Annotated in this window: 18 protein-coding genes; 11 read left to right on the plus strand and 7 right to left on the minus strand. The window is 53.4% G+C overall.

Features of this window, described 5'->3' with window-relative positions:
- Positions 1-27 precede the first annotated feature (27 nt).
- Genes TREBR_RS09520 through mutL form a run of 4 tightly spaced genes read left to right on the plus strand, consistent with a single transcriptional unit; the run spans position 28 to position 5,376 of the window.
- Positions 28-1,845 carry an alpha-glucosidase gene (locus TREBR_RS09520; RefSeq protein WP_013758965.1) on the plus strand — a complete coding sequence of 606 codons (1,818 nt, stop codon included), beginning with the start codon at positions 28-30 and terminating at the stop codon, positions 1,843-1,845.
- Positions 1,842-3,068 (plus strand): exodeoxyribonuclease VII large subunit, encoded by a 1,227-nt coding sequence (gene xseA / locus TREBR_RS09525; protein WP_013758966.1) that lies wholly within the window; start codon positions 1,842-1,844, stop codon positions 3,066-3,068. The genes TREBR_RS09520 and xseA overlap by 4 nt, the downstream gene beginning before the upstream one ends.
- Positions 3,069-3,094: 26 nt before the next feature.
- Positions 3,095-3,334 carry an exodeoxyribonuclease VII small subunit gene (xseB, locus tag TREBR_RS09530; protein WP_013758967.1) on the plus strand — a complete coding sequence of 80 codons (240 nt, stop codon included), beginning with the start codon at positions 3,095-3,097 and terminating at the stop codon, positions 3,332-3,334.
- Complete coding sequence (gene mutL / locus TREBR_RS09535; protein WP_013758968.1) at positions 3,331-5,376, plus strand: DNA mismatch repair endonuclease MutL; 2,046 nt, start codon at positions 3,331-3,333, stop codon at positions 5,374-5,376. The genes xseB and mutL overlap by 4 nt, the downstream gene beginning before the upstream one ends.
- A gap of 99 nt (positions 5,377-5,475) precedes the next feature.
- Here the strand turns inward: mutL and TREBR_RS09540 are convergent, their stop codons facing one another.
- Both TREBR_RS09540 and TREBR_RS09545 read right to left on the minus strand, forming a co-directional pair.
- Positions 5,476-7,593, minus strand: coding sequence for a tetratricopeptide repeat protein (locus TREBR_RS09540; protein WP_013758969.1), 2,118 nt, complete (start codon positions 7,591-7,593; stop codon positions 5,476-5,478).
- Positions 7,568-8,404 (minus strand): tetratricopeptide repeat protein, encoded by an 837-nt coding sequence (locus tag TREBR_RS09545; protein WP_013758970.1) that lies wholly within the window; start codon positions 8,402-8,404, stop codon positions 7,568-7,570. The genes TREBR_RS09540 and TREBR_RS09545 overlap by 26 nt, the downstream gene beginning before the upstream one ends.
- 132 nt (positions 8,405-8,536) lie before the next feature.
- On the opposite strand from TREBR_RS09545, the gene TREBR_RS09550 reads away from it, so the two are divergent.
- From TREBR_RS09550 to TREBR_RS09575, 6 genes are all read left to right on the plus strand, one after another.
- The gene (locus TREBR_RS09550; protein ID WP_013758971.1) at positions 8,537-9,904 is read left to right on the plus strand and encodes a tetratricopeptide repeat protein; all 1,368 of its coding nucleotides are present in this window, start codon (positions 8,537-8,539) and stop codon (positions 9,902-9,904) included.
- 1 nt (position 9,905) lies between these two features.
- Positions 9,906-10,616 (plus strand): metallophosphoesterase, encoded by a 711-nt coding sequence (locus TREBR_RS09555; RefSeq protein WP_013758972.1) that lies wholly within the window; start codon positions 9,906-9,908, stop codon positions 10,614-10,616.
- A complete protein-coding gene (locus tag TREBR_RS09560) occupies positions 10,613-11,518 on the plus strand; it encodes a transcriptional regulator (RefSeq protein ID WP_013758973.1) in 906 nt (301 codons plus the stop codon). The genes TREBR_RS09555 and TREBR_RS09560 overlap by 4 nt, the downstream gene beginning before the upstream one ends.
- Before the next feature lie 65 nt (positions 11,519-11,583).
- Positions 11,584-13,239 (plus strand): PP2C family protein-serine/threonine phosphatase, encoded by a 1,656-nt coding sequence (locus tag TREBR_RS09565; protein WP_013758974.1) that lies wholly within the window; start codon positions 11,584-11,586, stop codon positions 13,237-13,239.
- A gap of 14 nt (positions 13,240-13,253) precedes the next feature.
- Positions 13,254-13,592, plus strand: a complete 339-nt coding sequence (locus TREBR_RS09570; protein WP_013758975.1) for an anti-sigma factor antagonist — start codon at positions 13,254-13,256, stop codon at positions 13,590-13,592.
- A gap of 33 nt (positions 13,593-13,625) precedes the next feature.
- Positions 13,626-14,177, plus strand: a complete 552-nt coding sequence (locus tag TREBR_RS09575; protein ID WP_013758976.1) for an ATP-binding protein — start codon at positions 13,626-13,628, stop codon at positions 14,175-14,177.
- A gap of 92 nt (positions 14,178-14,269) precedes the next feature.
- Here the strand turns inward: TREBR_RS09575 and csrA are convergent, their stop codons facing one another.
- From csrA to TREBR_RS09600, 5 genes are read right to left on the minus strand one after another with little or no spacing between them, the layout of a single operon-like run.
- Positions 14,270-14,491 carry a carbon storage regulator CsrA gene (gene csrA, locus TREBR_RS09580; RefSeq protein ID WP_013758977.1) on the minus strand — a complete coding sequence of 74 codons (222 nt, stop codon included), beginning with the start codon at positions 14,489-14,491 and terminating at the stop codon, positions 14,270-14,272.
- Positions 14,485-14,931: a flagellar assembly protein FliW gene (fliW, locus tag TREBR_RS09585; RefSeq protein WP_013758978.1), complete on the minus strand. Its 447-nt coding sequence runs from the start codon at positions 14,929-14,931 to the stop codon at positions 14,485-14,487. Before fliW ends, csrA begins: the two co-directional genes overlap by 7 nt.
- Before the next feature lie 8 nt (positions 14,932-14,939).
- The gene (locus TREBR_RS09590) at positions 14,940-16,184 is read right to left on the minus strand and encodes a flagellar hook-associated protein 3 (protein ID WP_013758979.1); all 1,245 of its coding nucleotides are present in this window, start codon (positions 16,182-16,184) and stop codon (positions 14,940-14,942) included.
- 24 nt (positions 16,185-16,208) lie between these two features.
- Positions 16,209-18,098 (minus strand): flagellar hook-associated protein FlgK, encoded by a 1,890-nt coding sequence (flgK, locus tag TREBR_RS09595; RefSeq protein WP_013758980.1) that lies wholly within the window; start codon positions 18,096-18,098, stop codon positions 16,209-16,211.
- A gap of 9 nt (positions 18,099-18,107) precedes the next feature.
- Positions 18,108-18,608, minus strand: coding sequence for a hypothetical protein (locus TREBR_RS09600; RefSeq protein ID WP_013758981.1), 501 nt, complete (start codon positions 18,606-18,608; stop codon positions 18,108-18,110).
- A gap of 414 nt (positions 18,609-19,022) precedes the next feature.
- Between TREBR_RS09600 and TREBR_RS09605 the strand changes: the two genes are divergently transcribed.
- The gene (locus TREBR_RS09605; protein ID WP_013758982.1) at positions 19,023-21,350 is read left to right on the plus strand and encodes a heavy metal translocating P-type ATPase; all 2,328 of its coding nucleotides are present in this window, start codon (positions 19,023-19,025) and stop codon (positions 21,348-21,350) included.
- The last annotated feature ends 4 nt before the right edge of the window (positions 21,351-21,354 follow it).

The following is a 21,354-nucleotide window of genomic DNA, read 5'->3' on the forward strand; positions in this document are numbered from 1 at the left end:
AAACAAATATGTGATATAATAAAATCCATGAATATCCAGATACCGTGGTGGAAAGAACGCGTAGTATATCAGATTTATCCGCGGAGTTTTTGCGATTCCGACGACGACGGTGTCGGCGACATACCGGGCATCATTTCAAAGCTCGACTATCTCGCCGCGCTCGGCGTCGGCATTCTCTGGCTTTCTCCGGTATACCGCTCGCCCAACGACGACAACGGGTACGATATCAGCGGTTATCGGGACATTCAAAGTGAATTCGGCACGATGGACGACATGAAGCGGCTCGTTTCCGAAGCGGAAAAACGCGGTATCAAGATCATAATGGATTTGGTCATCAACCACACGTCGGACGAGCATCCGTGGTTTACCGAAAGCCGGAAAAGCGTGCGCAATCCGTACCGGCAGTATTACATCTGGCGTCCGGGAAAAACCGGCAAACACGGCGAAAAACTGCCGCCGAACAACTGGACCGGATTTTTTACCGGTCCGGCGTGGGAATACGACGCGCACACGGACGAATATTATCTGCATCTGTTTTCAAAAAAACAGCCCGATCTGAACTTTCACAATCCGGACGTTATCGCGGCGGTCAAAGATATCATGCGATTTTGGCTTGATTTGGGAATCGGCGGATTCAGATGCGACGTGATAAATCTCATTTTTAAAACGTCCCTCGCCGACGGTAAAAAACGGATTGCGCTCACCGGCTGCGAACACTATCATTCGCAGCGCGGCTGCCACGAGATTCTTGCCGAACTGCGCCGCGACGTGCTGTCCGAATACGACTGCTTCACCGTCGGTGAAACGGTACTGGTAACGCCCAAACAGGCGCGCGATCTGTGCCGGACGGACGGGAACGGCTCGCCGCTTGAGCTCGACATGGTGTTCTCGTTTGAACATATGGAATGCGATCAGATACACAACAAATGGTTCAAAACGCCGTTCAGACCGAAAGCGTTCATGCGGACGCTGATAAAATGGCAGCGGGAACTAGAATGGAACGCATTGTACTTTGAAAATCACGATCAGCCGCGTTCCGTTTCACGTTTCGGCAGCGCCCGCTACCGCACGGAATCGGCGAAACTGCTCGCGGTACTGCTGTTCACGCTCCGCGGAACGCCGTTCGTATACGAAGGGCAGGAACTCGGCATGGAAAACGGCGATTTTACGTCGATGAGCGATATCCGCGACATCGAATCGCACAATATCTGGAAACTGACGGAAAAGCTGCACTTCCCCGCCGCCGTCAGATGGAAGATGATCCGGCAAACGGGCCGCGACAACGCGAGGACGCCGATGCAGTGGAGCGCGGCGGAAAACGCGGGATTTTCGCCGAACGGGCGTACCGTGCCGTGGCTCAAAGTGAACGCAAATAAAACGACCGTCAACGTTGAAACGGAAAGCGCCGACCCCGATTCGGTGCTGAATTGGTATAAAAAACTGATAAATCTGCGCAAAAAAACGCCGGAACTGACGGCGGGCGAATTCAATCCGCTATACGAAAGCGGCAGCGTATTCGCGTTCGAGCGGGTTTCGGAAGAATCCGACGCAAAGCGGCGCGCGCTGATAGTTCTCAATTTCGGTAAAAAAAGACGCAGGCTTCCGGCGGTACTTGCAGCGCGCATCGGTTCCATGCATAACGCGAAAACGCTTTGTTCCGTCAGCGGAACTGATTATACGCCGGACGCATCGCAGCCGCACGTGCCGCAGTTGCACGTGCCGCAGTTGCACGTGCCGCAAACCGGCGAAAGTTCCGGCCGCCCGAACCGCTCGCACCGCACGCACGCAAAACTTCCGCCGTACGAAGCGTTTATTATAGAAGAAAAAAAAGGCGGCACACTATGAGCGTTCCGCAACTGTTCGCACAAACGTTCCGCGACAAAACGTTTTCAGTTTCCGAATTGACCGGCATTATCAAGGAAATGCTTGAAGGTTCGTTTCCGTTCGTACATATCGAAGGCGAAATATCGAACTGCCGGCCGGCGAGTACCGGACATTTGTATTTTACGCTCAAAGACGCGGGTGCGGCGATTTCCGCCGTCATGTTCAAGGGAAAAATGAAATCGCTGACGTTCGCGCCGGCGGACGGAACGCTGGTCAGGGTAAAAGGTTCGATTTCGGTATACGCGCTGCGCGGAAATTACCAAATCGTCGTCGAATCCATGGAACTTGCCGGAACCGGCAACATTCTGCAAATGCTTGAAGAGCGTAAACGCAGACTCGCAGCCGAAGGATTGTTCGATTCCCGGCGGAAACGGCCGCTGCCGTTTTTTCCGCAGACGATCGGCGTCGTAACCAGCCCCACCGGAGCCGCGCTCCGCGATATTTTGCAAATCACCCGGCGGCGCAACCCGAAAGTGTCGGTTACCGTACTGCCGTGCGCGGTGCAAGGTTCCGACGCGGCGCAGGCGATCGTCCGAATGATCGAAACGGCAAACGCCTACCGGCTGGCAGACGTGCTCATCGTCGGGCGCGGCGGCGGTTCGTTGGAAGACCTTTTGCCGTTCAGCGAAGAATCCGTCGTACGGGCGGTGGCCGCGTCGGAAATTCCGATCGTTTCGGCCGTCGGTCACGAAATAGACTGGGCGCTGTCCGACTTTGCCGCCGACGTTCGAGCGCCGACTCCTTCCGCCGCTGCGGAATTGGTTACGCCGCTGCTGACCGACTTGTACGCGGGTATTGACCGGATAAAACGGGACGTTTATCATACGGTAGAAACAAGGCTTGAGCGGATGCGGCTGCTGGTGCGCTCGTTCACGCCCGAATCGCTTGAACTCAGGTTCAGAACGATCGAACAGCCGCTGCTCGCCGATTTCGACGATGCGAAAGAAGCCCTGCTCGGCAACATGCAGTGCAAATGCGACGAATTGCGGCGGCGGATCACCGCCGCAGTACGGGACCTCGAAGGCGCGAATCCGTCTGCAATCCTCGCGCGCGGTTATTCGATGGTGCGCAATCCGCACACGGGAGCGGTCGTCCGTTCTCCGGCGGATACGGCGATCGGGCAAACGCTCGAAATCATCCCCGCTTCGGGGCGTATAACGGTCAGCGTTACCGGGGCGGAATAATTACAAGCTGAAAACAGGAGTATCCGATGAAAAATTTTGAAGAAAAACTTGAACGTCTCGAGCAGCTCGGCAACGATATAAAGAAAAACGACGTAACGCTTGAAGACGCGCTCAAATATTTTGAAGAAGGCATTACCCTCGCCCGCGGGATGGAAAAAGAATTGGATAAGATTGAGGGGAAAATACAGATTCTCATGAATCAGCCGGACCCCGCCGTTTCGAGTTCCAAACCGGAGCTTGATTTGTTTTCGGAGCTGAGCGAATGACGGGAGAACGCAAACCGGTCAGAACGCTGCCGCCCGAAGTCGCGCGTAAAATAGCTGCCGGCGAAGTGATAGACCGGCCGAACGCAATCGTCCGCGAATTGCTGGACAACGCGGTGGACTCGGGTGCGGATTCTATCGTCACGGAAATAACCGGCGGCGGTATAGACTGTATCCGCGTCGCGGATAACGGCAGCGGAATGACCAAAGAAGACCTTGAAAACTGCGCCCGGCCGCACGCAACGAGTAAAATAACGTCCGAAACGGATCTTATGAATCTTTCGACGCTCGGCTTCCGCGGAGAAGCGCTTTCTTCCATTGCAGCGGTGAGCAGACTGCGCATAACGTCTGCCTGCGAAGGCAGCGCGTGGCGTCTTGAAGCGTCCGTCGTCCGCGATCATCTGATAACTCCCGCAGATCTGCCGCGCGGAACCGTGGTTCAATCGGAAGCATTGTTTGAAAATTTTCCCGCACGCCGGATGTTTTTGAAACGTCCCGCGGCGGAAGCGCTCATGTGCCGCCAAACGTTCGTTGAAAAAGCGCTGCCCCGGACCGATATTTCGTTTCACTTCGTACAGGACGGCAAACGGAAGCTCGACCTGCCCAAGGGGCAGACGCTTGCCGAACGTTTTACCGCGGCGCTCGATCTGCCGGAAAGTCCCGCGCTTTTTTACGAACTGCACGGTTCGGCGGCGCTGTCCGCTGCCGGCGACGCACCGAACGCGGCGGACAATTCCGCGCTCCCCTCAGACAGCGTACCCAACCGCGAAGACGACGCACCGAGCCGCACAGACGGCCGCCGCTGCGACTGGAAATTTACGATCATCATCGGCGAACCGGCCGTATCGCGGCAGGACAAAAAACTGCTGTTCATTTACGTAAACGGCAGACGCATCAACGAATATTCGCTGATGCAGGCGATCGAATACGGCGCGCAAGGATATTTTCCGAACGGAACGCATCCGGCAGCGGCGCTGTTTCTTGAAATGGATCCGGCGCTGGTCGATTTCAACATTCATCCCGCAAAACGGGAAGCGCGATTTAAAGACATTGCGCCGGTACACCGCGCCGTAAGTGCAACCGTCCGCGATTTTTTCAGAAGTCATACGGTTGCGCATCTGGCGGCACAGACCGCCTCGTATTGCCGTATTCAGCCGGAACTGGAAGCACGGCCGGAAACCGTCCCCGCGGACGGTTCGGTGAAAAATTTTTCCGCCGCCTCTGCGGCAGCCGAAAACGCTGCGCCCGCGGCGGATTTTGCGCCGCAGTACGGCGCTCATTCGGGCGATGCGGCACCGTCCGGCGCATCGGACAACCGGCGCCGGTTCTTCCGCGACAGCTTCGGCGAATTGGAAGTACGGCAAAGCGAGCCGGCGTACGCCCTGCCCGGCGACGGATCGGCGGCGACATACGGAACTGCATCGCACGAACCATCGTGTGAACTTCCGCACGACGGCACCGTACACGGCGCGGCAGCAGGATTCGGACACGACACAGCGGCGGCCGGCGTCAGATATATCGGCACCGCACTCGGCGTTTTTCTGGCAGCGGAAAAAGACGGCAACCTGTATCTGATAGATCAACACGCCGCCCACGAACGGATCCTGTACAACGCGTTTATCGCGCAGGCGGGCCGCAAGCAGGCGCTGCTCGTTCCCTACGTGGTGGAAACGGCCGACGCACGGGAAGACGAATATTTGCACTCTATCGGCGAACAGCTCGACCGAGCCGGCTTTGAAGCGGCCGACTGCGGCGGCGGCCGCTGGGAATTCAGCGCAGTACCGATACAATGGAAGGGCACGGAACGGGATCTCGCCGCGGATTTACTTGCCGAACGCATCGCACCGGCCGAACTTATCGCCTCGCTCGCGGCGACCAGTTCCTGCCGGGCGGCGGTCAAGGACGGCGACGTTCTCGACGCGGATTCGGCGCAGCGGCTCGCCGAACAGGCGCTCGCGCTGAGTGATCCGCACTGCCCGCACGGACGGCCGCTGTGGAAAAAAATCAGCAGGGAAGAACTGTTTGCGGCGGTAAAACGCACCTGAGCGGTAAAACGCACGCAGCGCGCACGGCGGCGTATGACCGCGGTTGCCGAAGCCGGATGAACGGCGGCACGATGATTACGGCCGCCGCCGGGCATTGTTTTATTTTAAGCTTGCAAGCAACGCGGCTACTTCGGCAGTCCGGTACGTCGGATTTTTTTCCTGCAAATACACGAGCCATTTTTCGGCTCCGGCCGTATCGTGCAGCGCGGTGTACACCTTCGCCAAATCAAAGCACGCGTCCCAGTTTTTATTATCCGCTTTAACCACTTCAAGATACACGGTCTGCGCGTTGGTGTAATCTTCGGCGCTCGCATAGGCGGCGGCAAGATTCGCGCGCACCGTATTGTTTTTAGAGTCGAGTTTTAACGCTTTCTGAAAATACGTTACCGCGTCGGTATATTTTTTCTGCGCAAGATACGCGTTCGCAAGGTTGTTGTTCGCCTCGAAATTGGAAGGCTCAAGCGCGGCGGCCGATTGCAGCAACGACAGCGCCGTTTCCGTATCACCTGAATCAAGGAAAATAACGCCCAAATTTATCAAAGACCGCACGTGTTTCGGATCCAGCGCGAGCGCTTCGCGATACACGGGAATCGCGCCGGTAACGTCGCCGGAAGCTTCGAGCGTCAGCGCGTAATTATAGACGATGGAAACGTTTTTTCCGTTTCCGGCATAGGCTTTTTTTGCGTATGAAACGGCTTCGGCAGTTTTACCCTGATTGAACAGGACGGTCGACACGTTGTAATTCGTCAGCGCGTCTTCGGGAGAAAGCGCGAGTGCTTTTTTGAAATACGATTCGGCTTCCTTATCGTTTCCGGCGGACGCGTATACGGCGGCCAATTCCCGCAGCGCGTTGCCGTTGGCAGCGTCCAGTTTCAGCACTTCCCGATAGGCGACGACCGCTCCGTTCGTATCGTTTTTCTGCGTCAGAAGCCGCGCCATTTCAAGATACGCTTTATCGTACAGCGGATTGATGGCGGCCGCTTTTCTGAACGCGGCGATCGCATCGTCGCGGCGGCCCAGCGCTTTCAGCGTCATACCCAAATTGTATTGTGCCTGCGGAAAATCCGGTTTGGAGCGGGCGGCCGACTCGAACGACGCGCGCGCTTCGCTGTATTTTTTCAGCGTGTACTGCACTTTTCCCAAATCGTAATAATATAAATAATTGGAGGCATCCGACTGAACCGCCTGCGTATATTCGGACAGCGCCTTGTTCCAATCTTTGGCGGAGGATGCTTGTTTGCCCAAAATGTAATGGGACGGCGCGTCTTTCGCGTTGTACGCCAGTGCATCCTGTGCAAAATCCGCCGCCGATTTCATCAGGGACTTCTGCAAAGCGGCGTCGGTTACCGATTCGGACGCGCTGCTCAGCGCTTCGGCGATTCCGGACAAATTGTCGGCGGCGAACAGTTTCTGCCCGGAAGGCAGCAAGTCTTTTGCCTGATTGAAATAATCGAGCGCCGCGTCGTATTCGCCGATCGAAAGCCGCGCTTTTCCCAATGAAACGGCGTCTTCAACTTTGCCCATCTGCGCTTTCAGCGCGGCGTTTTTTTCGGCAAGTGCTTTTTCTTCTGCCTGCCGTTTGGCTTCCTCGGCTTTGCGCTGCGCGGTTTCTTGGGCAAGCTGCGCCTGCTTCTGTTCTTCGGCTTTACGTTCCGCTTCACGCTGAGCGGCGGCCTGCTCGGCCTGTTGTTTGACCAGTTCGTTCATCGCGGCGGCGCTTTGGGCGGCTGCGTCCAGCGTAGACTGCATCGCTTCTTTCAGTCCGTCGGTATTTATCGTCAAGTCCTGCTTGTAGCGTTCAAAATCCTGCAACGAAGCGCCCGCTTTGAGCGCAATAACTTCATCGATGATATCGAGCGCTTCGCGATCCTGCGCGTCTTTTATCAAAAGCGAATCGAGCAGATTCATCGCCCGATCGTATTCGCCGCGCTCGATATAGCGTTTTGCCAGTGCCAGCGTGTTTTCACGTTCAAGCGCCGCTTCCGATTGGGAATCCTGCACGGAGGTTCCGCGTCCGCCGCCCCGGTTTGCAGAAACGAGCGTATATATGCCAACTCCGCCCGCACCGACAATCAAAACGGCCGCAATGCCGGCAATAACGGCGGCGAGTTTTCTTTTCTTTTTCGCGTTTTTCACTTCCGCCGCGTCGGAATCCGCGGCACTGACCGCAGTATCCGTTCCGTCGTTCCGTTCAGTCAAGTTCCGATTCGTACTCATAGTCTATTACTCCTTCTGTACCGGCGTTCATGTTCGTCGTTTCCGTATCCTGAAGCGAAGCCGCAACTTCTTCCAATAATTTCCGGCGGCGTTCGGCTTCCGCAGCCTGCTCGGCGGCAAGCTGCGCTTCCCGTGCGGCTTTTTCCGCAGCAGCCCGCTCGGCCTCCAGCCGCTGCGCTTCGGCTTTTTCCGCCGCGATCCGTTCGGCTTCTTTTGCCAGCCGAGCTTCTTCTGCTTTCAGACGCTCGGCTTCCTGCGCGAGCCGTTCGGCTTCCTGCGCCTTGAGCGCCAATTCACCCTCGATAGCCGCTATCATCCGTTCCACCGGTTCCCGCTGCGCCGACGAGGGATCCAGCGCCAGATACGTCCGGTAATCGCTCAACGCGTCTTCAAGTTTATTCAGCGAAATCCGCGTATTCGCCCGATTCAGAACGGGAGCCGCATAAGAAGGATCCGCGGCGCAGGCAAGCGAATACAATTCGTCCGCCCGTGCGTAATCTTTGAGCGCGAACGCCGTATTGCCGGCGTTGAACGCGAGAATCCGTTTGTCCGTTCCCGAAGCGGCTAATCCTTTTTCAAAAGTTTCAAGCGACTCCGCATACCGGCCGGTCTGATAAAACGCGATTCCCAAATACATATAAACGGAAGGCGGCACGTCCGGCTCGGCAAGCGCAGCGGTAAAATACGGAATCGCTTCGGCAGGCCGGTTCGTTGAAAACAGCGCGTATCCCGAATCGAACGAAGCCGCGCACAGAACGGACGCGCAAAACGCAAGGACAAATCCTGCAAGCGGAAACTTTATCAGTTTCATCAAAACCTCCGTGATAAACGATAGCCATTTGACATATTCGCATAAAAAAGTTACTCTTTCAATAGAGTAAAGCTGGGCGTTCAAAACTCGGCCGTTTTGAGTGCCCTCCATATTATATGTATCGGAGTACCAATGGCAGCTGTTCAGATAATTATTATCGCGGTGTCGGCAGTCGGAGTAGGGTTTCTTGCGTATTTTGTAATCAAGTCAACGGTAGTTCCCAAACGGATCGAAGGGATCAACAAACTTATAAAGCAGGGAAAAACGTCATCCGCCGTAAAACTTGCTAAAAGTATCATCGCAAAGAATCCCCGCGATTACCACGCGCACTATTTTTTGGGAAAAGCGTATCAGGCTGACAACAAACCGGAACTGGCGCTCATGGAATTCAAAATCGTCAATCAGAACGCAATCTTTGACGAAGAATTGCCCGAAGTTGAATTCCGCAGGCAGATATCCCAACTGTACCTGAAATTCAATCAGCCCGAAGAAGCGCTCAAGGAATTTCTGCTGCTGACCAAGCTTGAGCCGCGCAATGCGGAAAACTTTTACAACGCCGGAAAACTGTTCGAGCAGCGCGGCCGTTCCGATCAGGCGCGCGGATTTTATCAGCAGGCGATCAATTTGAACAAACGGTTCGTCAAAGCGCACGCCGCGCTCGGTCTGATGCTCTATCGCGCAAAACTCTATACTGAAGCGAAGAAAGCATTCGACACGGCGCTCGGCATAAATTCAGACATGTTTTCCATTTATTATTACCTCGGTAAAATCCTGAAAGAAAACAAAGACTATCCGGGAGCCGTCAACGCGTTTGAAAAAGCGCTCCGCGATCCCGAATACAAACAACGCGCGCTGCTCGAACGAGGTTCGTGCTTTATGGCGGTCGACAATATAGACAAAGCGTTCGTGGAATTCGATCGCGCAGTGAAAGCGTCCAAAAACGATTCAAGCGCCGAAACACTGTATTCCCGGTATTTTCTGGCTGCGTGCTATGAAAAACTGCGTAAGATCGACGCGGCCATCACGCAGTGGGAAAAGATCTACGCCAAAAATCATAATTTTCTGGACACGGCCGCAAAATTGGCCGAATACAGCGATCTGCAAACGAACGATCATATGAAAGAATATCTGACCTGTTCGGCGGATATGTTTATCGAACTGTGCAAAAAAGCGGCCCTCGCCGGCTTCAATCTGACCGTTCAGAAAGCGGAACCTGCAAAATACGGCTGTAAAATGATTGCAACGGAAGCGAAAAACGACAACTGGATGAACGTGCGCCAGCAGCTGTACTACCTGCTGTTTTACCGCGAACCGGAACCCATTGAAGATTCCGCCGTACGCCAGATCGTCGAAGAAGCGAAAAAACAGAATTACACGAAAGCGATCATTTTCACCAGTTCGGGATTCACCCGCCCTGCGATGGTTTTTGCAGAAAACAGACCCGTCGAGCTGGTCGGAAAAGAAAAACTCGAAGCGATTCTCACGAAAGCCGGAGTCTGACATGAAAATCCTCTGCGTCTCGGACCAAATAGATCCTATCGTATACAGCAATTCCGCAAAGCAACGATTTTCGGATATAGACGCGGTTCTGTGCGCAGGTGATTTACCGATGGAATATATAGATTTTATCGTTTCCACGCTCAACGTTCCCACGTATTTCGTGTTCGGAAACCACAATCTGTCCGACTTTTACTTATATCATTCGGGTGACTGTGCGACGCAGAAAGGACATTCGGTCAGACTCGCCCCCGTGCGGGAATACGATATGAGCAGAAGTCACGGCGCCGTATACGCAGGCTTTAAAGTGCTTAAATACCACGAACCGGACCAAAAAAATCCGCTGCTGCTGGCCGGCGCGTCCGGTTCGATAAAATACAACAAAGGGCTGTGCCAGTATTCCGACCGCGCCATGAAACGGCAGCTGATACGAATGATTCCGCGGCTGTTGCTGAACAAGCTGCGGTACGGCAGATACCTCGACATCTTTCTGACACATTCCCCTCCCCGGCACATTCACGATAAAGAAGATCCGTGTCATAAAGGATTCGCCTGTTACCGTTGGTTTCTCAAAAAATTCAAACCGACGTACATGATCCACGGACATATTCATTTATACGATTTACAGGAACCGCGCGTTTCCGAATATGCCGGGACGACGATCATAAACGCATACAGTCATTATATCCTTGATTTTCCCTTGGAGATGGAATGAAAAACTATCAGCGAGTTCAAACGGAAGAAGATTTTTCAAAAGCCCGCAACAAAGCGCTGTTCAATGAAATTCAGCATTTTCTGAATCCGGAAGAAACGAATCTGCTGTCTCTCACGGATATAAAAAAAATGCTCAAACCGACCGGTGAAGTCTATCAGGGTATGCAGACCGTTCCGGTCAGCCTTATCGTCGGCAGCGAAGGCCGGTACAACGACTTCGACAATCATTTTTTTCCGAAAAGCCTGCATCTGAAAAACCGCTGGGCGAATATCGATCTGGCGCATCTGCAGGACGTCATTCTGCCCCCGATCACCTTATACGAACTGGGCGGCGTGTACTTCGTGCGGGACGGCAACCACCGCGTATCCGTTGCCAAAACGCGCGGCATTGAAAACATCGACGCGGAAGTCGTCAGCCTGCAAAGTGAAATCAAACTGAAACCCGGCGCCACGCAGAAACAGATGATCAAGCAGGTTATCCAGTATGAAAAACGGGTGTTTTATGCGGAAACGAACTTCGGCGACATTACCGACTGCTGGAATCTCGATTTTTCGGCAACCGGACAGTACGACGTCATCTATCACCACATACTGATCCATAAATACTATATCAACCAGAACAAAACGGAAGAAATATCCATGACCGACGCCATTCAGTCCTGGTACGAAACGGTGTATCTGCCCGTCATTTCCATCGTAAAAAAACGGCATATCCTGCGCAAATTCAGACACCGGACGCCGAGCGACATGTACGTGTGGATCATAAAATATTGGGACGAACTGAAAAAAAAGTTCGGAAACGATTTCAGTCTCGATCAAGCAGCCGAAGATTTTACCAAAAAATTCGGTACCGGATTTTTCAGAAATATGATATCCCGGTTAAAAAAAACGCGAAACTCCTAGAAATCCTTGACGGTAAAACTTTTCGATGTTAGAATGGTAAAATAGATTAGTTTCGGGAGTAACCTGTGTTCATAACCAGTGACAGTTTCGCATACGTTCCGCTTTTACTTACGGCCGTTTTTTCCTTTTTGCTTGCAGTTTTCTTCTCGATCACGAAGCGCAGGGGAAACGGATCCGTCGGCGTTTTTCATATCGCATCGGCCGTAATTTTATGCGCCGGTTCGATATACGCGATACTCAATCCCGGACTTACCGTGTTCGCCGCCGCCGCGGCGCTCTCGGCGGGCCTGCTCGTTCCGGCGGTGCTGCCGCTGCTGAACGGAAAGCGCGAAGCGCCGGAACCGGCTGAAGAACCGGAATGCGAAATCTCCGACGGCGATGCGGAAGAAGATCAGAGCGACGGCGAAGATACCGTTCCGGCCGATCTGATCGAAGTCTGCCGTGATTTCATGATCCACGCCGCGGACGCGTTTTCGGAGGAATCGGGACTTAACGGACTGCTTGATTATATCAATACGACGCTCATCCGTGAAGTAAAAGCCGACGGGGGTGCGATCCTGCTGATAGACGATTTTGACGACGTGCTCGCCGTCAAGACGTTTCAGGGTAATTTTCCGCCGCCGTACAAACTGTCGGACGACATTCCGCACAAAATCGTCCGCGTCGAAACGAATTTCCGCTTCGCGCAGTTTCCGCTCAGTGAAACGATATTCGGCGAAGTCGCCCGCAGCGGAAAAGCGGAACTGATCACCGAACCGCTCGCCGACGACAGAATTTATCAGAATGAACCGGAAGATTTCCTCAAATGCGGCAGCTATATTTTCGTACCGCTGAAAATACGCGATACGGTCATCGGCGTGGCGGCGCTTGCACGCAAATACGCGGTGGAACCGTTTACCGAACGGGATTTTACCGCGGCGGCGATACTCACCGATTTTGCGAGTACTGCGGTCAAAAACGTCTATTCGTTTCAGGAAATCGTCGAACACTCGGAACTCACCAAAGAATCGGACATAGCCTGCCGCCTGCAGAACACGTTGCACCCGAAACTGCTGCCCGCCATTCCCGGCCTGGCGCTCGGTTGCTATTATAATACGGCGGAAGGCGTCTGCGGCGACTATTACGACATCGTTCCCGCACGGAAAGACCGAATCTCGTTCATTTTGACGGACGTCGCGGGTAAGGGAATGAATTCGCTCATCGTCATGGTCATGATCCGCGCCATGCTGCGGCTCATCGTGAATACGGCGCAGAGTGCGGGAACCATTCTCGGCTGGGCGAATCGCGGCATTGCCGGTGAAAGCAACATCGATCATTTTGCGAGTCTGGCGCTCATCAATTACGACAGTACGGTTCAAAAAATACAGCTGGCAACCGCGGGAACTACCCCGGTGCTGCTGTACAGCGCTGAAACGGATTCCATTAAACAGATATCGGCCGTAAGCGAACCGATCGGAGTTGAGAAAACGACCGTTTATGACGATAAAGAATATAGTGTACATTCTGGAGATATTGTTGTAACATATACTGACGGGCTGGTTGAAACGCCCGATGCAAGGGGTATACAGTATTCAAAAGAAAAATTAATGGCATTGATTGCTAAAAATCATCAGTTGTCAGGGAAAGAAATTGCCGATATAGTAAAGGCAGATGTTAAAAAATTCAGCGGGGCTGGACACCAGCACGATGATCAAACCTTACTGGTCATTAAAATTCAGTAGGAAAGGGAGCTACTATGGAACTTAAAATACGGAAAAACGGTGAGATTTATATCGTTGACGTAAACGGTGAAATGGATTTGTACAATTCGTACAAGTTGAAAGAACTCGTTATGAAAATGTTGGAGAAAAACGTCAAAAGCTTTGTAATTAATCTGGAACAAGTCGATTATATCGACTCGTCCGGAATCGGCGCGCTCATATTCATCTGCTCGACAATCAAGAAGATGAATTTGAAGCTGGCGATTTCCAATATCCACGGTTCCGTTAAAAAGGTTATCGAATTGACGAAACTTATGGGATATTTTCCGATTGCGAACAGCGTGGAAGAAGCGTTGCTTATGCTTAATGATTAATACTCAAAGAATATTGCATAAAGGAAGAGCCAAATGGAACAGATAAAAGAATTACGTTCAGGCGACAATGATGCGTTATTCGATAAAACGAATATGCTGTATAAAGAATTTCCCTCGGATTTCAGACAGATTCGTTATTTTACGCTGCTGATAGTTCAATCCGCACCGTTGGAAATAAAGGAAATAAACCTGCTTGAGCAGCAGATCAGCGAAGTTATCAAGAATGCCGTAAAACACGGAAACAACTGCGATATCAACAAAAAAGTTCGTGTCTGGTATTCTTTCAGCCCCACTCACGCACACATTATCGTTGAAGACGAAGGTGAAGGCTTTAAAGACCTTGAAAAGTGGAACGACTTCAACCGCAGAAGACTTGAATGCCTGCATAATCAGAATTTTGAAGAGTTGTCGAATTTCGTTTCGTTCCGTACCAAACGGAGCGACGATCAGGACGGCGGAAACGCATTGTTTGCAGCGCTTGAATATTGGAACGGCGGTTTCGTCTACAACGGAAAGCGGAACGGCGTCGCCATGCTCAAAAAATTCCAGCAGAAACGCCACGGAATCACGGCTGACGGAGAATAAGATCCGGCCGGCTGTAATGACAACCGGCTGCAGCGCCAACCGGTACTCCCTATAAGAAAACGCCGATCACTCACTGATGGTCGGCGTTTTTTTCATTTCGTAAACAGATTGGAAAGAACGCCCAGATTTGCCGGTGAAACCGCGGCACGGTTTTCATCCTGAATCGCGTTGAAAATCTCCTGCCTGAACACTTTTACGTTTTTGGGCGCTTCCACGCCGATTTTAACTTGATCGCCGCGGATTTCCATAATCGTAACGGTGATTTCATCGCCTATTTTTATCTTTTCGGTAACTTTACGGGAGAGAATCAGCATAAATTCCCCCGTTTTTTCATTTCGGCAAGGATATCGTGTTTCGTTCCCCACTGCGGATCCGACAAAATGACTTGCAGGCAATTCTTATTCCGCTTATTGACGATGAGCGGGCCCTGCAGGTTTACCGTTACCGGAGTGCCGTTCGGTGGAACCGTAACGATCGCCAGAACGAATACGTCGGACGGAGATTTTACGCCGATTTCGGCAAGCGTTTTATCGTCAACGTCCAGCTCGTACTCGCTGCAAATCAGAAACGGGTCGACGACCAAAAAAGCCAGCGATTTATCCTGTACCGACTGCAGCCAGAAAAACGGTTTGTATTCCGATTCAAACAAGACGAATTCCGTATAAGACTCGAATCCGAATAACCCCGCCGGAAACGAGAGATTCTGTGATTCGTCGACGCACACGGTGCCCTGCGCTTTTGTTTCTACTTCCATATCAAATCCTATTTCATATAATTGAGCAGCGTATTTGAATACATTTTACCGGCCGTGCTCAACGTTGCCTGATGAACGTATTCGAGCATTTTCATGTCGGTAACGGCTTTCGTAAAATCAAGATCGCCTTCGCGCGAAATTTGCGACGTTACGTTCAGTGCGGTAGCGGAATTGCGGGTGATATTCTGCACGGCGCGTTCATATTGCGCACCCGATTGGGCGAGACGCGTTACCAGATTGTTCACCGCACCGTCGAGACTGCCGAGAACCCGGCCGCCGATCGTTTCCTGATCGCCTGAAAGCATCGCGTCGCGCAGCGCGATCACGCTGTCGAAAAGCGAACCGCCGGAGAGCCGCGTACTGTCGCCCAGATTGTACGGCGGGCGCTGGGAGGCATCTTTGATCAGTCCCAAGTCGTTCAGCACGGAACCGGACGCGTCTTCAAGCCACAGCTGGCGCGAATCGGTTGTCTGCAGGTTAAGGCCGCGGGTAACCGGATCTACGGACGCGCGGACTGCCGCTCCGGAAACGTTTATCTTTGCTGCAAGCGCGTACACGTTGTCGCCCGCAGCCACTTGTATCTGCTTTCCGTCAACGGAAATCACGCTGTCTGCGCCCGCACGGTACGAAGACGCGTCGCGGCTGCCGAACAGGCGCTGCGGTTCGGACCAGAACACTTTGTTGCCGGCCGATTCAACTTCAAGATACGCGCGTTCGTCCACTTCGATTTTATTGCCGTCGATATTGCCGTTATAGCGGACTGCCGCAATTTTCGGTTCCGCGGAACCGGGAACGGCGCCCATTTCGATATCGAACGCAGTCCGGTTCGTGCGGGTTCCCGCGAAAAGCGACGTGCCGTCGGGTCCCGTCGCGTTCGCGTTCTGCACGAGTTCTTTCAGCAATTCGTCCACTTCAGACGCCATATTTTTAAGATCGTCGGGAGTGTTCGTACCGGTTGCACCGGTAACGGCAAGTTCGCGGATACGGTGCATGACGTCGAGCGACTGATTCATGTATCCTTCCGTAAGGGAAAAACGGTCGGTCAGCGTTTGGGCGTTCTTTTCAAACGTCTGCACGCGCCCCAAATACGACTGATACCGAACCAAATGTCCTGCAGCCAGCGGATCTTCACGCAGCGACTGGAGCCGCTGCTGGCTGCCCATCTGATTGTTCGCCTTGTTCAGTCGCGATTCCTGTATGCGCAGATTTCCCTGCACGTCGCTGTTCGTCATAGCGGAACTGACTCTTCTCATCTTTCTACCTCATCACTGCGCCGGTCATACGCCGAGCCGGTTTATCACCGTATCCAGCAGCTCGTCCATAACGGTAATGAATTTTGCCGCCGCGTTATATCCATGCTGGAATTTGATAATATCAGCAAGTTCTTCATCAACGTTTACGCCGGAAATCGAATCGCGCAGCGTACGCAGATCGGCCAGAATTGAATTCTGGCTGAGCATGTTTATTTCCGCCTGCTCGCCTTTCAGCGCGACGTTCGTCACCGATTCGGCAAAATAATCGTCCAGCGTCCGATACCGGCCGATCATGACGTTTGAATTGCGGATAGCCGCTATTGCGGAAGCCGCACGGCCGTCGCCGTTTTCACCGTACCCGGACGCTCCGGGAAAAGAAGACGCAACGGACAATACGTCGCCGGTAATTGCGGGATTAACCGCTATATACGCGGAAGGGTTCAGCACCGGAGAAACCGCGTACTGCGCACCGCCGCCGGTTCCGGCACCGTTCAAAACGTCCACCGAGTCCGGGCGGGCAAAATCGTATGCGTTTTCGGGCCCGGATCCCTGCAGAATACCCGCGTATCCGGCAAGAAAATGACTTGAATCTTCAACGTGCCGAATGACGAAATCCGGATTTTCCTGAGCTTGAGCGGTCGTTGCTTTCAGCACCAGATTGCCGTTCCGGTCGAGATAGGCTTTGACTTCACCGTCGGAATCGTTTATGCGGCTTACGACCGCCTCGACGGTATCCGTCGGATAATACGGAACGGAAACGGTTCCCGTCTTGCCGGACAGCGTTATGGAACCGCGCAGGCCGATCTGTTCCTGCGGATCGAGCGCGTTGGTTCCGCTGATGCGGAAGATATACGACGTGTCCGCTTCCCCGTCGCCGTTGCGGTCGTAATTACCGGCAGTATTCGTTACGAACGGCTGCTGCGTAAAAAAGTCGAGCCCGGTCGTACCGTTCGCACCGATCGCGTTCCGGTGTACGTCGTTTACCAAATCGGCAAAATTCATCGTCATGGTGTTCAGATTCTGCAATTCGGAGCGAACGTCGGAATCGCGTAATTCGATCAGCGCGCCCAGCGAACCGCCGGAGATGGCGGCGTCGTTTCCCGTATCGCTCCAGACCACTTTGCTGTAGCCGTCGTTGTCGGTCAGCGGGATAACGTCGAACGAGCGGGCGCTGTTTCCCTGAACCAGCACGCGGCCGTCGATATGCACCATGAATTCGTCTGGATCGCGCTGATCCGTGGTAATGTTTACCAGTGAAGACAACTTATCCACCATCAAATCGCGCCGATCGAGCAGATCGTTCGGATTGTCGCCCATCGCGCGCGAACGGACTATTTCGGAGTTCAGTGCGGCGATTTGCCGGGCATAATCGTTGACCTGATCCACGGTCGCTTCGATATCGCCGTTCAGCAAGGTACCGATACCGGACAAACTGTTGAAACGCTGCTGAATCGAGTTGGTCAACGAACCGGCGCGCGTTACGATCGATTGGCGTGCGGCCTGAGATTCGGGATACAAGGAAAGTTCCTGCCAAGATTGCCAGAACATATCCATATTCGAGCGAATGGAAACGTCGTTCGGTTCGTTGTATATCTGTTCGAGCATAACGTAATATTTTTCACGCGTGCTCCAGTAGGATTCCTGATTCGACTGTGCGGTAATCCGCGAGTCGAGCAGCTCGTCCCGTACGCGCGAAATGCTTTCGGCGGTCACCCCCTGCCCGATTTGCCCTGCGGTTTCGGCACGGCTCAGATCGGGGCGGTAAATGGGGTCGAACTGGCGCAGCTGAACGCGCTGACGCGAATAGCCTTCCGTACTGGCGTTGGAAATATTATGACCTGCGGTGCTGATAGACTGACTTTGCGCCATCAGACTGCGTTTTCCCATTTCAATTCCTGCAAACGAAGACGCCATATGTATCTCCTATAAAATCGTATTCAAGACGAGACTTTCCGGAACCGGTTTAACGACGGTACCGGAACGGGAATATACCGTATTGCGGCGCTGCGGTATGACCGAATCGAACACACCCTGCAGAAAATCTTTCGTGATCCGGATATAATCGTTGAGCGCGTCGTTTTCTATTTTTGACTCGGCCAGCTTGCGGCGAACTTGATGGAACAGATCCAGAACGGGAGTACGCAGATTGCCCGAAATCAGACAGACGACCTGATACATATCGGGAACCGCATCCGTTTCTGCGGAGGAACACAGCGTGCGGCATAAATTGCCGCGGGTACTTTCCAATTCGGCAAAATCTTCTGAAAGTTCGTTCATTTTATATAAAAACGATTCCAAGTCGGTCCACACTTTACCGGTTACCGCAGTGCGTATGTTTTTTTGCGTCGCAAGCATCGTGTCCAGCAATTCGTTTTGAGACACGAGGACGGCGTATAAATCGTTCGCGGCTGTTTCTTTAGTCATACGAAGCTCCCTAAAAGATATCCGCATCCGGCACTCCGCGTGAACGCACGGCGGTACGAATCGGATATAAAACGGTCTAATCCTTCATTTATTTTTCGGCGGAAAAACGGAGCGACTTTACAGAAAAAATGAAAAAGGAGGCCCGATAAAAACTTTACCGGACCTCCGAAAGGAGAGGAGGATGCAGAAAACCAGAAATCACAGTGTGTGCGTCTGCAGATTTCTGAAGAAACTGCGGTGATTGTTGTTGCTCTTGCAATCACTGTATAAACCGCACTTGCGGCGGATAGTTACAAAAAATTTATTTTTCCGTAAAAAAAGCAAAAAAAATTGACAATATACCCCCTACAGGTATATATTTGATACGGAAGGGATCGGCGGCGGATCCCGCCCGTAGACAGGAGTTACAGAACCATGATAAAAGAAGAATTTTATACTATCGGAGGGATGTCGTGCGCGGCGTGCAGCAGCGCGGTGGAACGGGTCACCCGAAAACTCGACGGAGTCGTACGGAGCGACGTAAATCTGACGACAGGCAAACTGCTTATCCGGTACGACGATGAAAAGGTAACGCCGGAACTCATAATCGGCAAAGTAACGAAAGCCGGATTTTCATGCGAACCGGCAAACCGGCAAAAAAAACCGGCTGAAAAAAAACGTACAGCCGACACGCCGCAGATCGTGCGGCTCACCGGTTCCTGGATATTCACCGGATTACTGCTGTACGTGTCGATGGGTTCCATGCTGCCGCATCCCGTACCGCTTCCGGCATTGTTCGACATGCACGCCAATCCGGTCAATTTTGCAGTGCTGCAGCTGCTGCTCACGATCCCCGTACTGGTGTGGGGCAAACATTTTTTCGTAAACGGTTTTTCGGCCCTGCTCCACCGGAATCCGAACATGAACTCGCTGGTAGCGCTCGGCAGCGCCTGTTCGTTCGCGTACAGTCTGGTGCTGACGTTCCTTATTTCGGCTAATCCGGCGCACGTTCATCACCTGTACTACGAATCGGCGGCAGTCGTGCTGACGTTCATTATGACCGGCAAATATCTTGAGTCGCGGAGCACAGCGAAAACGAAAGACGCAATCACCGCACTGATGAAACTTGCCCCGGATACGGCGCTGCTCGTCCGGAACGACACGGTTACCGAAGTGGCGACCGATTCTCTGAAACCCGGAGACGTCATACTGGTAAAACCGGGCTCACGCATTCCCGCAGACGGCACCGTTTCCGAAGGTTCCAGTTCCGTCGACGAATCGATGCTTACCGGTGAAAGTCTTCCCGTGGACAAAGCGAAAGGCGGCACGGTTACCGGAGGCAGCATGAACTTGAACGGTATGCTGCACGTAACCGTTACCAAAACCGGCGCGGACTCGACGCTTTCCCAAATAATCCGCTGCATGGAAGACGCGCAGGGCAAAAAAGCACCGATCGCCAAAATCGCGGATCGGATTTCGGGCGTGTTCGTTCCCACCGTTATGGGAATCGCCTGCGCAGCGGGAATCGCCTGGTTCGCCGCCGGAATGGACGCGGCGTTCGTGCTGCGCATCGTAACGTCGGTGCTGGTCATCGCGTGCCCGTGCGCGCTGGGACTCGCAACGCCGGCAGCCATAATGGTCGGAACCGGTCTGGGTGCGGCGAACGGGATACTCATCCGCAACGGTGAAGCGCTGGAAACGACCGGAAAAATCACGGCCGCCGTGCTCGACAAAACCGGAACCGTCACGGAGGGAAAACCGAAAGTAACCGCGGTGCTGAGCGAAAAGGGAGTGAACGAACGGCACGTGCTTGCGTACGCGGCGCTGGCCGAATCGGGCTCCGAACACCCGCTGGCCCGTGCGATTATCGCAGCGGAAAAAGCCGCACGCAGCCCGGACGATGCGGCTACAAACGGAACGGGCACCGGGGATGCGGCTACGGCCGGCGGTAAAGTGATTTCGTTCAAAAACATTCCCGGCAAGGGAATCGTTGCCCGCGCCGAACTGAAAGGCAGTCAGTACTTCATCTATGCGGGAAACCGCCGCTTTATGGACGAAGAATCGATCGGCGTTCCGGCGGAAACGGAAACGAAAGCCGAATCGCTTACCAAACAGGGGCACACGATTACGTACGTCGCTTCCGAACGGATAGACAGCGGCGGAAAATCTTACGGACAGGCGGCGCTGCAGGGTCTGATCGGCATTTCGGATACCGTCAGGGAAACCAGTATCGAAGCGGTTCGGATGCTGAAAAACGCCGGAATTTCAGTACACCTGCTCACCGGCGACAATAAAAACGCAGCGGAACATATCGCGAAGCAAATCGGAGCGGACACGGTCAAGGCGGAAGTGCTGCCGCAGGAAAAGGCCGAGGCCGTAAAAAATTTGCAGCGCGCGGGTGAACGGGTCATGATGGTCGGAGACGGCATCAACGACGCGCCCGCGCTCGTACAGGCCGACTGCGGAATAGCCGTCGGCGGCGGAAGCGACATAGCGGTGGACGCCGGCAGTATCGTTTTAATGAAAGGCGACTTACGGGACGCAGCGAAAGCGGTAAAACTGAGCCGGCTTACGCTGCGAACCATAAAACAGAATCTGTTCTGGGCGTTTTTATACAACGTCGTCGGTATTCCGATCGCTGCGGGCGCGCTGTATCCGTTCACCGGAACGCTGCTGACCCCCATGATTGCGGGATTCGCCATGTCCGTCAGTTCCGTATGCGTCGTTACGAACGCACTCAGGCTGAAAACAAAAAAATTATAAGGAA

It is taken from the genome of Treponema brennaborense DSM 12168 (assembly GCF_000212415.1).
GTDB lineage: Bacteria > Spirochaetota > Spirochaetia > Treponematales > Treponemataceae > Treponema_F > Treponema_F brennaborense.

Excerpts from the sequence above, each read along its gene's own strand:
- flgK (WP_013758980.1), bottom strand. The coding sequence starts at position 18,098 with ATGGCGTCTTCGTTTGCAGGAATTGAAATGGGAAAACGCAGTCTGATG.
- csrA (WP_013758977.1), bottom strand. The coding sequence starts at position 14,491 with ATGCTGATTCTCTCCCGTAAAGTTACCGAAAAGATAAAAATAGGCGAT.
- TREBR_RS09520 (WP_013758965.1), top strand. The coding sequence starts at position 28 with ATGAATATCCAGATACCGTGGTGGAAAGAACGCGTAGTATATCAGATT.
- TREBR_RS09570 (WP_013758975.1), top strand. The coding sequence starts at position 13,254 with ATGGAACTTAAAATACGGAAAAACGGTGAGATTTATATCGTTGACGTA.
- xseB (WP_013758967.1), top strand. The coding sequence starts at position 3,095 with ATGAAAAATTTTGAAGAAAAACTTGAACGTCTCGAGCAGCTCGGCAAC.
- xseA (WP_013758966.1), top strand. The coding sequence starts at position 1,842 with ATGAGCGTTCCGCAACTGTTCGCACAAACGTTCCGCGACAAAACGTTT.
- TREBR_RS09545 (WP_013758970.1), bottom strand. The coding sequence starts at position 8,404 with ATGAAACTGATAAAGTTTCCGCTTGCAGGATTTGTCCTTGCGTTTTGC.
- fliW (WP_013758978.1), bottom strand. The coding sequence starts at position 14,931 with ATGGAAGTAGAAACAAAAGCGCAGGGCACCGTGTGCGTCGACGAATCA.
- TREBR_RS09590 (WP_013758979.1), bottom strand. The coding sequence starts at position 16,184 with ATGAGAAGAGTCAGTTCCGCTATGACGAACAGCGACGTGCAGGGAAAT.
- TREBR_RS09560 (WP_013758973.1), top strand. The coding sequence starts at position 10,613 with ATGAAAAACTATCAGCGAGTTCAAACGGAAGAAGATTTTTCAAAAGCC.
- TREBR_RS09550 (WP_013758971.1), top strand. The coding sequence starts at position 8,537 with ATGGCAGCTGTTCAGATAATTATTATCGCGGTGTCGGCAGTCGGAGTA.
- TREBR_RS09600 (WP_013758981.1), bottom strand. The coding sequence starts at position 18,608 with ATGACTAAAGAAACAGCCGCGAACGATTTATACGCCGTCCTCGTGTCT.
- TREBR_RS09555 (WP_013758972.1), top strand. The coding sequence starts at position 9,906 with ATGAAAATCCTCTGCGTCTCGGACCAAATAGATCCTATCGTATACAGC.
- TREBR_RS09575 (WP_013758976.1), top strand. The coding sequence starts at position 13,626 with ATGGAACAGATAAAAGAATTACGTTCAGGCGACAATGATGCGTTATTC.
- TREBR_RS09540 (WP_013758969.1), bottom strand. The coding sequence starts at position 7,593 with ATGAGTACGAATCGGAACTTGACTGAACGGAACGACGGAACGGATACT.
- TREBR_RS09605 (WP_013758982.1), top strand. The coding sequence starts at position 19,023 with ATGATAAAAGAAGAATTTTATACTATCGGAGGGATGTCGTGCGCGGCG.
- mutL (WP_013758968.1), top strand. The coding sequence starts at position 3,331 with ATGACGGGAGAACGCAAACCGGTCAGAACGCTGCCGCCCGAAGTCGCG.